Annotated in this window: 8 protein-coding genes; all 8 read left to right on the top strand. The window is 49.0% G+C overall.

The window, feature by feature from the left end; all coding sequences use genetic code 11:
* A partial coding sequence (locus tag NDI52_RS24320; RefSeq protein ID WP_348256529.1) for a hypothetical protein occupies window positions 1-231 on the top strand: 231 nt, incomplete at its 5' end.
* Window positions 232-540: 309 nt separating this feature from the next.
* A complete protein-coding gene (gene xrtO / locus NDI52_RS24325; protein WP_190772532.1) occupies window positions 541-2,067 on the top strand; it encodes an exosortase O in 1,527 nt (508 codons plus the stop codon).
* Window positions 2,068-2,128: 61 nt separating this feature from the next.
* The gene (locus tag NDI52_RS24330) at window positions 2,129-4,807 is read left to right on the top strand and encodes a TIGR02921 family PEP-CTERM protein (RefSeq protein ID WP_190772531.1); all 2,679 of its coding nucleotides are present in this window, start codon (window positions 2,129-2,131) and stop codon (window positions 4,805-4,807) included.
* Window positions 4,808-5,194: 387 nt separating this feature from the next.
* Entirely contained in the window at window positions 5,195-10,126 is a 4,932-nt protein-coding gene (locus tag NDI52_RS24335; RefSeq protein ID WP_190772530.1) for a PAS domain S-box protein, read from the top strand.
* Between the two features lie 22 nt (window positions 10,127-10,148).
* The gene (locus NDI52_RS24340) at window positions 10,149-10,604 is read left to right on the top strand and encodes a response regulator (RefSeq protein ID WP_190772529.1); all 456 of its coding nucleotides are present in this window, start codon (window positions 10,149-10,151) and stop codon (window positions 10,602-10,604) included.
* Window positions 10,605-10,742: 138 nt separating this feature from the next.
* The gene (locus tag NDI52_RS24345; protein ID WP_190772528.1) at window positions 10,743-11,984 is read left to right on the top strand and encodes an ATP-binding protein; all 1,242 of its coding nucleotides are present in this window, start codon (window positions 10,743-10,745) and stop codon (window positions 11,982-11,984) included.
* Window positions 11,985-12,428: 444 nt separating this feature from the next.
* Entirely contained in the window at window positions 12,429-15,470 is a 3,042-nt protein-coding gene (locus NDI52_RS24350; RefSeq protein WP_190772527.1) for a PAS domain-containing protein, read from the top strand.
* A 22-nt stretch (window positions 15,471-15,492) separates the two neighbouring features.
* Window positions 15,493-15,957, top strand: a complete 465-nt coding sequence (locus NDI52_RS24355) for a response regulator (protein ID WP_206754887.1) — start codon at window positions 15,493-15,495, stop codon at window positions 15,955-15,957.
* The last annotated feature ends 379 nt before the right edge of the window (window positions 15,958-16,336 follow it).

Below are 16,336 nucleotides of genomic sequence, written 5' to 3' on the forward strand. Positions count from 1 at the left end.
AATGCAATAAGATTGTCGTTATTCATGGTGTATCCTCGTCTGGTCTTTTTCCTTATCCAGCAGGATACGCCGTTTCTTCTCCTTTACTCATACACCACAAATAAACATAGCTCTCACCGCAGCAATTCTCAGTATGGGCATCAAAGCCAAGAGTTCACGCCCGTAGGGCGTGAACTCTTGGCTTTGATGCCCGAAAACCGCGCGCCTTTGGCGCGCGGTTTTCGGGCCTAATTTCAAAATGAGAATTACTGGGTTCACCGCTCTGATTTTGATAGGTGAATGAGGCGGGCTCTGTCCGCTTCATTCACTTGATTGCCTGAAGCTATAACAAGCGTAATTTTTTGAGGGGGAAACTGATTGGTTTCCCCCTCGGAATGAGTGACTTATTAGGCACTAATTTTTCTTGACGTTCCGAAATCCGTGAGTTGAACTTGAAGTAAAGCTTAGCTTGGATACACTACCGCCTAAGAATATTCCGTAGAACTATATGTTACATCGGGCACATAAGCTGCGGAGCCACTTGCTGAGGAGAAACAGGGTATGGCAGTAAACGCAGGTTCCGCATCAGCCGACACCGTCGGGGGTGAGCTGAGGCAACGATTCCCACAAGGGATCGCATGGAGCGCAGCCATTGTTCTTAGCTGGTTTTACCTCAACAGAGCATCTGTGCAGTGGCTATGGCAAGCGGCACAAGAGCTGTCCTTATTAAATGGATTGATGCTGGCGGCGGGTGGCCTGGTGTTGCTGGTGCAGATGCTTCGACAGCCGAGCCAATGGCAGCTGTCTCCAACTCCCACCCTGCGGGTTGCCCCCGTAGCGCTGATCTTCGGCTGCGGGCTGGGAGCGATCGCCACACAGTGGGTTCTCAACCTGGAACAGGTTCCTGTGGTGTTATTGATGTTGGGAACCTATAGTTGGCTGGGGTTGCATATCGCGCCAGCTATCTGGCGGCGGGGATTAGCTGTGGCGGTGGCGATCGCCATCCTTCTCCCCTTCAGCGTTCAATTCACCACAGGTTTGGGATTCCCTAGTCGTATCCTCACGGCCCATGCCGTTGAGTTTCTGCTGCACCACTTCCAAATTGCGGCGCTTTCCTCGGAAGACATCATTGTGCTGGATACCGGGCTAGCACGGGTGGATTTACCTTGCAGCGGCCTCAAAAGTTTGTGGACAGGAACCTTGTTCTTACTAGCCGCCACCGGGCTCGAAGGGCGGCAAATCGGGCTTCGCTGGTTGTTAGTCTGTTTAGCTAATATTGGGCTGCTGATTCTGGCAAATATTGTGCGGGTATTTACCCTGGTAGGGATTTTGCACGTCCTGGGACAACCTGCCCTGGCAGAGACGCTACACCTGCCTCTGGGGGTGATCGGCTTTGTGGCCGTGTGTGCGATCGCCTGGGGGCTGCTCCAGTGGGTTCCTCGTAATCGAGGGCCTGTGGTACCCAAACCGCTTACCCTACAACCGTCTTTCCAAGCCAAAATTGCTCCCGCCGGAATTGTTCTTTGTTTAATCGCTCTGACGCTCTTGCCTCGACCCGGAGCGATCGCCTCCCATCCCCCTGACCTGGCTCACGTGCCTCTATCTGCTGCCATTCAAACGGTGTCCATTCCGCTTAATTCATACGAACAGGATTTTTTTGCCGCTCACTCCAATGCGTCCGTACAAAAGCAGCACTTTCAGTTTCAAGGGCTGAGTGGCGATCTCCTGATGGTTGGTAGCTCTAGCTGGCAGGGGCATCATGCACCTGAACTGTGTTTAATCAGCAGTGGCTTTGAAGTGAGCCACATGGAACCGCGGCAACTGACCCCTGAGATTTTGGGACGGTGGTTAATGTTGAATGGCGATCGGCAATCTGCGGCTTACTGGTTTCAGTCAGCTCACCGGACGACGGATGATTATTTGACCCGTATTTGGGCGGATGTATCGCGACAGGAATCTTCCTGGGTTCTTGTTTCCATCGTGTTTGACCACCCGGAAAATGCTCAGCAAGACAATGTTCAGTCATTTCTTCAGACTGTTCATGAAACAATCCGTGAAAATCTAAATTCCCCATCCGCCGATATTTAAAACTTTTGGCTCGCGTTCGCTATCTATTATTTCCGATTACCGTCTGCCATTTCTTTTTCCCATGACCTTCTTCAAATCTTCTAGTCTTCTATTTAAAATTGCTTTCTGGTTATTCAATACTTCATTACTCCTGGTGATTTATTTAGGAGTAATGTTGATTTGGGGCATCGCCATCATCAACGATGCGATGGATGGCAACGTGCCCTGGGATTTTCTGGTGCCCTTTATTGGGTTGGTGGGGGTGCCGACGACCTGTACGGTGGCAGAGATTGTCCCAAAGACGCGGCGATCGCTTCCCATCTTCCAATTGTTCTATGGGGTAGAGGCACCGCTTCTGACGTTTTGTCTACTGCGCTTCTTCTGGCTACGGGATCTAACCCCGGCGAATACGTTGATTTTAGGCATGAGTTTGGCGGGGGCGATCGCCTTCGCACACTGGTTATTTCAGGGAAGTAAGCCCCAATTTCAGCCGCAGTGGTGGCACCTGGCAGGGCATACGGTAATGCTGATGTTGGTGGGTTACTTGCTGGCCATTACTGCCTTTTACGTGCCGCCGATTGTGGCGATCGTTGTTATTGCGCTCATTCCCGCGAGCCTGTATGCCATCGTTGCATTTCCCTTCACAATGTTGGTGATTGGGTTTGCATCCATGCCCATCGGAATGGCAGTCGTATATTGGCAGTCATGGCGACAGTGCTTCACTTCCCTGGTCAGCCGATATAGCGCCAAATGGGTCGGTGCATTCACAATAGCGGTTGCTGGGTCAGTGCTTGGGCTATTTATTCTGTTGCAACAACAACCTCAAAATCAGGCGTTTAAGTTGTTGGAACAACCGGCTCAAACCGATGCAGAGCGGCAGATATTACTCCAAAAATCTGAGATTATTCGCCAGGGTTTGCTCAATGCCTATCTAGCAAATTACCGCTATCCCTACATTGAAAGCACACCGATCAAAGACATTTATCACTATCAATTCTCCTTGCCCGTGAGTATTGCTCAGGTGTTGCAGGATGCCTATGATTTTGTCATGGCTCCCTTTACCTACCAGGGCACCGAGGCCGACATTGACAGGGCAGCTGGGCTTTACGCACAGTTTTTTGACGCGCCCATTCTACGAGCTGAGAAACCTGCAATTAAGCGGGCTATCCAATCGACCTTTGACCGCGGGCAGGCAAAAGCGGGCTTACTTGACATTGGGGAGCAGCGGGTCTGGCTAGCAAACCAGCAGGTGACGGTAAACCCCCAAGGGGATTGGGCTGACGTAGAGATACACGAAACCTATCAGAATCAAACCTTGAACCAGGAGGAAATCCTCTATTTCTTCTCGCTGCCGGAAAGCGCGGTATTAACAGGCCTTTGGCTGAATGAGACGGGCGATCGCGCCACTGCTTATCCCTATACCATTGCACCCCGAGGAGCTGCTCAGCAGGTCTACAACGAGGAGGTAGAGCGGCGAGTTGACCCGGCCCTGCTGGAGCAGGTTGGCCCCCGGCAATATCGTCTGCGGGCCTTTCCCATCCCACCCAGCGGTATGGGCGAAATGCACCTGTGGATGACCTATAAGGTGTTGCAGCAGGATGGTGGCTGGCCGATGCCACGCCTTAGTGAGCAACGCAACGTTTACTGGGACAATACCACACCGCACCAGGTGAACGGTAAAGTGGTCAATTTGAGTAGCGAGTGGCTGCCTGCAAGCGTTCCAGCAGAGGCCATAAAACCGAGCCAGCATCAGATTGATTTGCCCTGGGGGGCACATGTGCTGGCAGTGCCGTTGGAGGGCGATCGCTACCAATTGCCCCAGAACAAACGGTTGGCGATCGTCCTCGATGGCTCCCGCAGCATGGAAACCCACCAGCCCGAGTTAAGCGCAACGATGGATTGGGTGCAGAACGTACTGCTGAAGCAGAACCAGGGTGACCTGTACTTGACCGCCATGTCTCCTGCGGCTCCCCAACGCATCGACAATTTGCAGGGGTGGGCGCTCCAAAAGACAACTTTTTATGGCACGTTGGAGCCCCGCCAAATGCTGGCCCAGTTTCAACAATTGCAGGGTGAGACGGCCTACGATGCCATTGTATTGATCACGGACCCTGGCAGTTATGAGCTGACGGCAGATAACACTACGGTGCTTCAAATGCCTGCACCTTTGTGGCTGGTTCATCTGGGCGGGTTACAACCGGCCTATGACGATGCCACACTACAAGCCATTCAAGATAGTGGTGGCAACGTGGCGACTACCATCCAGGAGGCAATGCAGCGGCTCGGAACTCAGCCCAGCCAGGGGGAAGGTACATCCCTGCTCAATGTGGTGGACGGTTATGCCTGGTATGTTATCCAGCCAGCCAGTGAGACTACCCCAGCTAATCCCAGCTTTGAGCCATTGGCGGCCCGACAGTGGGTAACTCACCTCAGCCGTTATATAAAACCCGATCAACTCAGCGAACTCGATACCATTCACGCTATCACGAAGGACTATGGCATTGTGTCGCCGTATTCCTCCATGGTCGTGCTGGTGAACGAAGAACAGCGGCAACGCCTGAGAGAACTAGAGCAATCGGAGGACCGCTTTAATCGAGAGGTGGAAGATCAGCAGTTACCTGAACCGGCCAGTGCTGTTTCTAGCGTTCCGGAGCCAGGGGAATGGCTGCTGCTGGGAGTAGTGGCGATCGCCCTTTCCGGTCTCTATTACCGTCAATTGCAGAGAGTAAAGAATTCAAGTGTATCTGCTCTCAGTAAGTAGTTGGATTCAATATAAGACCTAAGGAGATTTCCAGATAAGAACTTCCCCATTATTTGGAAAAAAGGCGCGGCGAAGCCGCGCCTTTTTTCCAAATAATGGGGATATTGTTTCTCAGAAATCTCCTAAGAAGCTGTGTCACCTGCCTCGCGGACGACACAGCTTTTTGATCCCTGTTGAGTCTTACAGCACTTTGCGCTTGAATCAGCCACGGTTGTTTTTGCGAGAGCCCCGCTGAGCGCGGCTCTCACAAAAACAACCAGATTTTAAGCGATTGAAAAGCGCTGTATGTTTAATGGAGCTGAGCTCCTTCCATGCATTCCTGCTCAGAATGTTTTTCTTTTATGGAGAAAAGGAACCCTAAGGGAAGCCTTTTCTCTGTCTCTATCCATGCTAGATTCACTCACTCTGTTGCTGGTCGGTGGCTTTCCCGCAGATCATGCCACCTACCAGCAGTTTCTGAGCCAGGATAAGCGCTATTCCTACAGAATCACCGAATTTGAGAAAGGGAAGGATGCCCTGGCCTGGTGCCAGTCCAATACCGCAGACGTGATTCTGGTGGACGATACACTTCCCGATCTGGATGGGCTGTCATTTCTGAAGGCCTTAAAACAGCAGGATGAATCTGTGCTGCCTGTGGTTTTGTTAACCACAGGCAGCACTGTAGCTGTTATTGAGGCGATGCAGCAGGGTGCTCAGAACTATCTGGATAAACGTCAAATTACAGCGGAAAGCCTGTCTCAATGCATACACCATGTCCTCGTGCAAACCAGGTTCATGCGAGATTCAGGATGGCAGCAGGAACAACAACGACTCGTTGCAGCGATCGCCCTTGAACATGCAAAACTCTATGAGCATCTCCAACGGGAAATAATCCAACACCAACAAAGCGAAATCGCTCTCCATGCGGTGTTTGAACAATCTCCAGAAGGGAAAGTTCGCTTTGCCCCAGATGGTTCCTTCATTGCGGCAAACCGGGCATGGGAGGAAATCTGGGAAATATCAACAGACAGGCTCGTAGGCTATAACATCCTGCATGATCCGGCGGTTGTCCAGGAAGGTTATTTGCCGGCAGTACTTCGTGCCTTTGCTGGAGAAGCCGTCACCTGTCCCCCTTTTTTCCACGATCCCTCACAGTTCAATCGTCCTGGTCGTTCTCGGTGGATTGATCTGCTAATGCACCCCATCAAAAACCCGGTAGGATGCATTCTGGAAGTCGTGATGGTTATTCGGGATGCTACCGATCGCATCACCTTAGAGCAAGAACAACAACGATTAGTACAGTTGGTTGAGCATAGCCCCAGCTTTATTGGGACAGCTACTCTGGATGGGCAAGTTACCTTTATCAACCCGGCAGGGCAGGTACTTGTTGGCTTGGGTGTCGGTAAAACGACGCAGACCATGGTTCCGGACTACCAAACTCCTGAAGAAAGCCAGCATTTCTATACTCAGGTTATTCCGGCTGTTCTCTCGGGAGGACAGTGGCAGGGAGAAGTAAGGATGCGCCACTTCCAGACCGGCGAACAGCTCCCCGTTTGGTGCAATACGTTTACGCTCTTCAACCCACAGACCGATCAGCCTGAGGCGATCGCTGCAGTCATACAAGATTTGCGGGAGAAAAAACAGACAGAAGCCTTACTCAGGCAGCAAGCTGAATTATTGGACCTGGCTTATGATGCCGTCATTGCCTATGACATTTCCGGCAGAATTACTTTCTGGAATCGGGGAGCCGAGAGTTTATATGGATGGACGAAAGAGCAGGTAGCTGATCACGTATCTCATACTCTATTTCAAACACAATTCCCCATTTCCTACGAAGTAATTCATGCGGCCATATTAGAACAAGGGTATTGGGAAGGCGAACTGATTCATACGCGGCAGGATGGGCAGAAGATTATTACAGAGAGCCGCCATTCCCTGATACGTGATACCCACGGCCAACCTACGCTGATTTTGGAAATTAACCGAGACATTACTGCCCGTAAACAGGCTGAGCACTCTCTGCGAGAAAGTGAGGAGAAATTCAGGCTACTCATCAAACACGCTCCTGTCAGAATTGCCATGTTGGACTGTGAAATGCGGTATGTCACAGCCAGCCAGCGATGGGTGAATGATTTTCGTACGGAACCGCTTGAAGCCTTAATTGGGCAGTCTCATTACGATGTTTTTCCCGAACTTCCTGAACGCTGGAAACAAACGCATCAACGATGTTTGGCTGGAGCTATTGATTATTGCGAAGCAGATTTCTTCGTGCAACCCGATGGCCTGAAACAATGGATCAGAAGGGAAATTCATCCCTGGTATCACCCCGACAATACGATTGGTGGCATCATTATCTTCTCTGAGGATATTACTGAGCGCCAACGAGCGCGACTGAACGAGCAATTTCTCAATCAATTAGAGCGGCGGCTGCGGCAACTTTCTGATATCAAAGCGATGCAATGGGAAGTTGTTAGCAGTTTGGGCGCATATTTAGATCTTGACCGTTGTTTATGGTGTGAAGTTGATAACAAACATAACGTTGTAGTGATTAATCAGGATTGGCGACAACCGGATCTTCCTAGCCATGCAGGCATGTATTCATTAGCAGACGTTATTCCTCTGGAGCTGCAAGCCCTTCATGCATCAGGTCAGCCTATTGTCATTGCTGATGTCTTAACCGATTCTCATACGGCGTCTAAAGCCAAGTTCTATCAGCAATTAAATATTGGCGCATTGATTGCCGTTTCTTGTGCCCATGCGGGTTATTGGGTTGCGACTCTTACGGGTAGTACTCGAACAGGCCGTCAGTGGCAAGAGGATGAAATTGTGTTAATGCAAGATGTTGTGTCGCGCCTCTGGAGCGTGATTGAGCAAACGCGATCGCTTGAATTATTGCGCCAAAGTGAGGAGAAGTTTCGCCAGTTAGCAGAAAACACTAATGATGTTTTTTGGATTAGTGAGCCTGAAATCAATGGGGTTCTCTACATTAACTCTGCCTACGAAAAGGTTTGGGGACGAAGCTGTGAAAGCCTGTATGCAGATCCAAAATCGTTTGTAGACGCAATTCATCCGGACGATCGAGAAGGATTTTTGGCGAGTGGGGCTGCAAGAGCAACGCAGTTTTACCAGAATGAATATCGAGTTGTCCGTCCTGATGGCTCGATTAGCTGGGTCATTGACAAAAACTTTCCGATTAGGAATGAGGCCGGTGAGGTTTATCGATGCTGTGGAATTGTTCACGATATCACCAGCCTTAAACAAGCCGAACAAGCATTGCAACGGGTAAACGAGTCTTTAGAAGAACGGGTTGCGGCACAAACTGCCGAACTTCAAGCCAGTGAACGCCTCTTAAATGCTTTTTTTGAGGCTACGTCTACCGCAAATATTGGCTTTTGCATTATCGACAACGATTTACGGTACGTGAAGGTTAATGAAACGCTAGCTGCTGTAAATGGACAGTCTGTCGAGAACCTTGTGGGTGAACGCGTTGTCGATAGCATTCCAGATATTGCTGCTGCTGTTGAAGTCATAACACGAGGAGTCCTGACCACTCGACAACCCGTCATTAATTTAGAGATGGCAGCCGCTGCCCCTGCTCAACCGGATGTTATCAAACATTGGTTGGTCTCCTACTTCCCCATTATTCAGGGGAGCGATCGCCCCGATGCTCTGGGCTGCCTCCTGTTAGATATTAGCGATCGCAAACAGGCAGAACTTGATATGCAAGCGAGTGAAGCTGCACTCCGGACGTTATCTTACATCACGACTGTTCCTGGCCTTAGTTTTGAACAACGCCTTGAGCAGTTGTTCGAGTTTGGGAGTCACCAATTTGATTTGGATTATGGCTTCTTAGCCTGTGCTGTCGGTTACGATTACCACATCGTTGCTGCCAGGACCCCTAATGAACCCGTGATGGTAGGCAAGGTGCTTGATCTTCGGCAAGCGTATTGTCTAGAAACCTTAAACTCCCCAGAACCCATCTGCATCGAACATGCGAGTCAATCCCAGTGGTGCGAGCATCCGGGCTATACCACCTCTGGCATGGAAAGCTACATCGGTATGCGCGTTCAGGTGTCCAATGAAAGTTATGGTGTTTTGTATTTTTGCAGTCGCCAACCTGTAGCGAAGCCTTTCAAAAAGATCGATCAGCAAATATTAAAGCTGATGAGCCAGTGGGTTGGCAGCGAGATTGAGCAACAACGATCGAATGCTGCCTTAGAACAAAGTGAGGTGAAGTTCCGCAGTGCCTTTGAAGATGCCGCCATTGGTATGGTCCTCATTTCTCCTGCTGGGGCTATGCTTCAGGTTAACGATTCCCTCTGTAAAATGTTGGGCTACTCCGAAGCAGAGCTTTTGGGCATGGATTGTCAGCCCATAACACACCCAGAAGATCGCGATCGCTACCAAGCCTACGTTCAACAACTGCTGAATAATGAGCATTCTACATGTCAATTAGAGAAGCGATATTTCCACAAACAGGGGCACATTGTTTGGACAATTCTGAGCATGTCGCTCGTTCGAGATATTCAAGAACAACCTCTGTATTTTGTTGCCCAAATCGAAGATATTACGGGTCTGAAACAAGCAGAACAGCAACTGTATCAACTCAACGCTCAACTTCAAGAAAGTAATCGAGAGCTAGAAAGCTTTGCCTTCATTGCCTCTCACGATTTGAAAGAACCCTTACGAACAGTGCGTAACTTCAGCACATTGCTTCAATTAACCTGTGGTAAGGCCCTGAATGACGAGGGTAAAGACTATTTGGCTCGCATCGACAAGGCAACCCAACGCATGCAGGCATTGATCGATGATCTGTTACGGCTTTCCAGGGTGGCAACCACAACAGCCCCCTTCGTGTCCGTTAATCTGAATCAGGTGATGGAGCAGGTTATCGCTAATCTTCAGGAGCAAGCTCAGCGTACAGGTGGGCAGATCCGAGTTGGTACCCTACCGACAATTGAGGCAGACCCGGGCCAGATGACCCAACTGCTTCAAAATTTGGTCAGCAATGCTTTAAAGTTTCATGGAGCAAGTCCACCTGTTGTAAACGTTTATGGAGATCAAAATTTAGGATCATTGGGTAGAAAAGATTGTGGGAATACTCAATACTATCGGCTGTGTGTAGAAGACAACGGCATCGGATTTGATCCGCAGTATTGCGATCGCATCTTTGGTGCTTTTGAGCGTCTGCATGGTCGTAGTGAGTATGAAGGAACGGGTATTGGTTTGGCAATCTGCAAAAAAATTGTAGAGCGCCATGGCGGTACTATTGAAGCTCACAGTATCCCTGGTCAGGGTGCAACGTTTATCCTGACTTTGCCTCAATTAACCGACGCTTAAGCTTCCCGATGGCAACAGTCCCATGCATGGAAACGTTTTGTTAATTGCTGAAGATAATCCAGACGATCGCTTATTGATTGAGCGTGCCTGGAGTTGTATACCCCACATTCAACTTTTCCTGGTTGAAGATGGAGAAGAGCTGATGAATTTTCTTGCTCACCAGGGAAAGTATGCTCAAGCTGATGTCTTCCCCCGCCCCAATCTCATCCTGCTTGACCTCCGAATGCCACGAAAGAACGGTTTTGAGGTTCTGAAAGACTTGAAAACTGCCCCCGAGTGGAAATCTATTCCGACGGTAGTAGTCACGACCTCTGATGCGGCTACTGATATTGATCGGGCCTATGAGTTAGGAGCTAACTCTTACATCATCAAGCCTCAAACCATTCAGGAAATCCTGGAACTGGCGGAAGTTCTTAATCATTACTGGTTCTCAAAAGCCTGTTTACCGCACAGTACGAGACAGAGCCTGAAAAGTTGATTTTGCCTACCTTTTAGCAAGCCCCAATAATTTTTGTCTAATTTGGGCATTCTAAGGAAAAGTTAAATGTCGAACTGGCTTGTATCAGTATTTTTGCCTGTTCTTGGTAAGCAAAAACAATAGTTCAGGGACCCATTAATGGAGCTTCAACACCTCAAAATTCTTTTCGTTGAAGACAACGAAGATGATTACATTGCTGTTCGTGCAATGCTGGCAACTGCGCGAGAACCTGAATTTGAGGTGGTATGGGTGGCAACCTATGAAGCAGCTTTGACCCATTTGGGTTATCAACAAAACAAGCCACAAGATCCCACCTATCACTATAATGCCTGCCTACTGGACTATCATCTGGGGGAGCATAACGGGCTAGAAATTTTGCAGAAAGCGCTCTTCATGGGTCATCATCCCCCGATCATTCTGCTCACAGGGCAGGGGGCGCGTGATGTTGATCAGCAAGCCTTAGAGCTAGGTGCAGCCGCTTTTCTGGCAAAGGATGAGATTAGCCCGACTAGCTTAGAACGAACGATTCGTTATGCTATCCGGCAAAAACAAGCAGAAACCCGGTTACACCAATCTCAGGAGATGTTGGCCCAGGCGAATGCTACGTTGAAGAGTAGAGTTGCCGAGCAGTCCGCAGAACTGGAACATACTCGTGAGCAAGAAGCCTATTTGCGTAAACTGCAAGCGCGGCTGCTATCCTCGGTTTCCCACGAGTTCCGCACCCCATTGATGTCGATTCAGGGAGCTGCTGAACTGATAGAGGAGTTCCCGTCGGATGAAGATACTCAATCTCAGCGGTTTCAAAAGATTTATGCCAGTGTCGATCGCATTACTCAATCGCTAGATAATGCGATGATTCATGCAGCGTTAGAGGCTGGTTCCATCCCCTTTAGACCGGTATCCGTTGATCCTGAATGGCTTTGCAAAGAACTTGTCGCTAACCTGCAACAGTTCCTGGGGAAACAGCAGCAGCTTGAATTTATCAATCACATGGATTCGGCCAAGGTGGTGCATTTGCATGTGAATGTCGTTCAACTCATTTTGACCCAGCTGGTTTTAAACGCAATCCGCTATGCACCTGACAGCCGTGTTATCCAGTTAGAACTGGGCTGTAAGCCGCAACCAGAGGGCCAAAGTATTGTTTTTGAGGTGAAAGATACGGGTATTGGAATTCCATCAGATGAACTGAATAAAGTCTTTGATGCATACTACCGGGCTACGAATGCCGACTTAATTTCGGGTACACCGGGCATTGGTGTAGGGTTGGCGATCGTTAAGCGAGCTACTGAACTTCATGGCGGCCACGTCACCCTCAGGAGTGAATTAGGGGTAGGGACAACCGCTATGCTCTCTCTACCCATCCTTGAACGAGAAGCCTAATACCTAATTTCATCGCTTCTGCAAATAAGACTACGTCATGGTAACGGATGGGGTAGATTTCCATCTACCACACCCGTTATCATGGCGTAAGCCCTACTAGGGTTGTTCTAGATATGTGGTTGCTTGTTATGGAAGGGGCGTTTTGCGCTTCTTCCATAACAACCAATCCCATATTTAAAGCATGACCATCCTGGTAAACGAATTCTCTTGTTCCCAGGTAATCTAAAATTTGAGGAAAAAATTAGTGTTTTGTAGCACCGGAATGTACCAGACATGAGGTGTTTCATACACTAAATGTTTCCTATTTGGAGACAGAAAGCCATGTTTAAGTGGCACTGAGTTACACAAAGGCTGTACTCAGATCCTCAGGTTTCCTAGAAATTTTGGGTCTGCTCCCCTGAACCCAGTGCTGCTTAACCTAATGGTCGTTCCCTGCTGCTATCTATGCCAGATCCGATGATCCTGTTACTGATCGATGCCTCTCCCACTGATCGAGCGCTCTATCAACTCCTTCTAAATCAGGACGATCGCCACTCCTATAAAATTATTGAATGCGAAAAAGGGAAAGATGCTCTGGTCTGGTGTGAGCATAATGCGGTAGATGTGATCCTGCTGAATGACATGCTTCCCGACCTGAATGGGCTAGAGTTTTTAGAGGCGTTGAAACAGCAAAGTCAAGAAACCGTGCTGCCAGTTGCACTGCTAGTCGATTCAGGAAGCATAGATGTTGCACTTGAAGCGATGAATCAAGGGGCTCAGACCTATCTGGATAAGAGCCGGATAACGGCGGAGAGTCTATCTCAATGTGTGCATCATGTTCTGGCGCAAAGTAGGCTGAAGCGAGAATTGGCGTGGCAGCAGGAACAACAACGACTCGTCGCGACGATGGCGCAGCGGATTCGCCAAGCCCTGAATCTCGATGAAATTCTTCAGACAGCCGTTCATGAACTTCGCTCACTCCTACGAAGCGATCGAGTACTGCTTTACCGCTTCAACCCCGACTGGAGCGGGCAGGTTGTGATGGAGTCGGTGGGGGGCGAATGGACATCCTTGATCGGTAGAGTGATTGATGAGTCCTGCTTTAAAGGTGACTTGGTTCAAGCCTATTTTCATGGTCGGGTGAGCCGTATTGAGGATCTTCATACCGCCGCTATTCAGCCCTGTCATCGGGAGATGCTGTCGCAATTTCAGATCCAGGCAAATCTGGTGGTTCCGCTGATTCATCACAGCAAACTGTGGGGGCTATTGATTGCCCATCACTGTGCAAATGCGCACCGATGGCAGGAACGGGAAATTGATTTGATGCAACAGGTGGCGACTCAACTGGCAATCGCCATTGAGCAAGCCGAACTTCATGCCCATCTCCTCAAAGAACAGACCCAGCGACAACAGGCAGAGATACGCTTTCAGTTGATGTTTGATCAAACCCCCGAGGGCCAAATACGCTTTGCCCCGGATGGTCAGGTGATTGCCGTCAATCGGGCCGGAGAAGAGATTTGGAATGCCCCAGCACAGGCACTAGTAGGGTACAACATCTTGCAGGATCCCTTTGTTGAGATGGACGGTCAGCGACTCGAGGTCATGCGTGCGTTTGCTGGGGAGCATGTTTCCCTGGTTCCCTTTTTCCATGATCCCTCTACGCTGGGGCGGCCGGGTCGTCCCCGTTGGGTTGATATACTTTTGTACCCCATTAAAGACGCTCAGGGGCATGTTTTGGAAGTTGTCATGGTGACGCGGGACATCACCGACCGTATGACGGCAGATCCAGAACAACCATTAGTTCGGTTGGTTGAAAACAGCCCTCATAAGGGAACGGCTACCTTGGATAGGCAGATGACATTACTGGCGCTGCGTGCTAGTGAAGCCCGATTGAGCTTGGCTCAATCTGCTAGTAACTCGGCAGTGTGGGATTGGAACATTACCACGAACACAGCATTCTGGTCGCCTGAGTTCTACCAGCTTTTAGAGCTTGACCCTGCTATTACCCCCAGCTTGGACAACTGGCTACAGTGTATTCATCCTGACGATCGCGACAAAGTGAAAGAGCAAACATTGCAATGCTTGACTGATGGATCGTCCAATATTAGGGTTGAGTTTCGGCTCATTGGTACCCAGGCATTGCAATGGGCTGCTGGAATTGGAAGGATTTTTCGCAATTCCAACGGTGAAGCTGTTCGGATGCTAGGGATTTTGATTGACATTACCCAGCAGAAGCAAACAGAAATTGCATTGCAGGAATTAAATAGTGAGTTAGAGCAACGTGTTGTAGAACGCACTGCTGAATTAGTTGACCTGAATGATCGTTTACTTCCGGCTTACAACAGTCAGATACAAACTCAAGACGCATTACATACAAGCGAAGAGCGCCTCCGATTGGCCCTTGATTTTACTCATATTGGATGCTGGGATTGGCATTTTCCCAGTGGTGAAGTGATCTGTAATGAACAATTCTTCAGGCTACTAGGTTCAACCTTCGATACGCGGCAAGTGAAGGGCGAACTGATTTATGCAGTTTGGCGGAGTCATGTTCATCCAGATGATTTGGATTGGGTGGTTCACCAGTTCTCAGACTCGATTGAGAAACAGACGGAGTATACCGTGGAATATCGAGTCGTGCATGACGATGGCTCCATCCGTTGGGTGATGTCACGGGCTCAAGGCATTTACGATGAGACTGGTCAATTACTGCGATCCATTGGCATTCTGTTGGATATTAACGATCGCAAACTGGCAGAACAACGCTTGCACGAACTGAATGTGCAACTCCAGAAAAGCAACAAGGAGTTGGAAAACTTTGCCTTCCTGGCTTCTCACGATTTGAAGGAGCCTTTACGAACGGTACGAAACTTTAGTACCCTGCTCCAGTTAACGTGTGCTGAATCTTTGCAGGAGGAAGGCAAGGACTATCTGAACCGCATCGGGAGAGCAACACAGCGGATGCAGTTAATGATTGACGACTTACTTCAACTCTCCCGCATATCGACCGCAACAACCCCCTTCACATCGGTTGACTTAAATCGGGTAATAGATCAGGTCATTGCTAATCTTGAAGAGCAAATTCGGCTGACCGCAGGCCAAATTCAGGTAGGAACTCTGCCGACCATTCAAGCCGATCCCATCCAGATGATTCAACTTTTCCAAAATCTGATCAGTAACGCTTTAAAGTTTCACGGAACTGCTCCGCCTTTGGTAAGAATTTATGTCAGGGAGAATCTGTTACCACAGAATAGTGCGAATCTGGGAAGTACGCAAAATTATGTGCTTTGCATAGAGGACAATGGCATTGGGTTTGATCCAAAATATCGCGATCGCATCTTTGGAGCCTTTGAACGTTTACAGGGCCGCAGTCAGTATGAGGGAACCGGTATAGGCCTGGCTATCTGTAGAAGGATTGTGGAACGGCATGGGGGCACAATTGAAGCTCACGGTACTCCTGGTCAGGGATCAACCTTCACCCTGACATTGCCTCGCTCAATTCGCGTCTAGCTCTCTAATGGCCACGAGTGTTATGTTGCAAAACGTTCTGCTAGTTGCTGAAGATAATCCAGATGACCGCCTATTGATGCAGCACGCCTGGAGCCATCGACCCCATGTGCAACTCTTTCTGGTTGAAGATGGGGAAGAGGTTATAGATTTTCTGGCTCATCAGGGAACGTATACGCAGTCAGACAGCTTTCCGCGGCCTGATCTCATCCTATTGGATCTTCGAATGCCGCGCAGGAACGGGTTTGAAGTTCTAGAAGCGTTAAAGAAACATCCAGATTGGAAAGCCATTCCCATTGTCGTGGTTACCACCTCTAATGCTGTTGAAGATGTCTACCGTGCCTATGAGTTGGGAGCGAATTCTTATATTAGCAAGCCACAAACGATTCAAGAGATTTTTGAACTGGCAGACAGCCTTGACCAATACTGGTTTGGTCGGGCTTGCCTACCCCGCAAACTTCATTCAAACTTGTTCAGTAGCGATCGCTAAAGCTCCTCTTACCACAAAACATCCAGGCTTTAAGCCACTCAACGTAAGACCCAAAGTGCCGTATTGACCGTCTGGGGAGAGAGACAACACTTTGGATTTTAAGTCTAAACATAACCACCTACTTTACCGCATCTTGAAACTACTTGAAGTGACTTCTATAGCCTTGGCTCAGTTGGTTAGGACATTGGGAGCTATTGAAGGCATTGCCTTTAATAGCTCCCAATGTCCTAACCAACGGCGATAGCAATTGTTGAATAACTGTAATCAGGATGTGTATCCTGAATTACCATTCCGTATTCGTTATTCAACTGGATTTGAGATGAGTCTGGAAGATTAAGACCTTTATCCTTTATGAAATCTGCCTAACTCATGATAAAAA

This window comes from Leptolyngbya sp. PL-A3 (genome assembly GCF_039962325.1).
Classification (GTDB): domain Bacteria; phylum Cyanobacteriota; class Cyanobacteriia; order Elainellales; family Elainellaceae; genus Vacuolonema.

Excerpts from the sequence above, each read along its gene's own strand:
- xrtO (WP_190772532.1), top strand. The coding sequence starts at position 541 with ATGGCAGTAAACGCAGGTTCCGCATCAGCCGACACCGTCGGGGGTGAG.
- NDI52_RS24330 (WP_190772531.1), top strand. The coding sequence starts at position 2,129 with ATGACCTTCTTCAAATCTTCTAGTCTTCTATTTAAAATTGCTTTCTGG.
- NDI52_RS24335 (WP_190772530.1), top strand. The coding sequence starts at position 5,195 with ATGCTAGATTCACTCACTCTGTTGCTGGTCGGTGGCTTTCCCGCAGAT.
- NDI52_RS24340 (WP_190772529.1), top strand. The coding sequence starts at position 10,149 with ATGCATGGAAACGTTTTGTTAATTGCTGAAGATAATCCAGACGATCGC.
- NDI52_RS24345 (WP_190772528.1), top strand. The coding sequence starts at position 10,743 with ATGGAGCTTCAACACCTCAAAATTCTTTTCGTTGAAGACAACGAAGAT.
- NDI52_RS24350 (WP_190772527.1), top strand. The coding sequence starts at position 12,429 with ATGCCAGATCCGATGATCCTGTTACTGATCGATGCCTCTCCCACTGAT.
- NDI52_RS24355 (WP_206754887.1), top strand. The coding sequence starts at position 15,493 with ATGTTGCAAAACGTTCTGCTAGTTGCTGAAGATAATCCAGATGACCGC.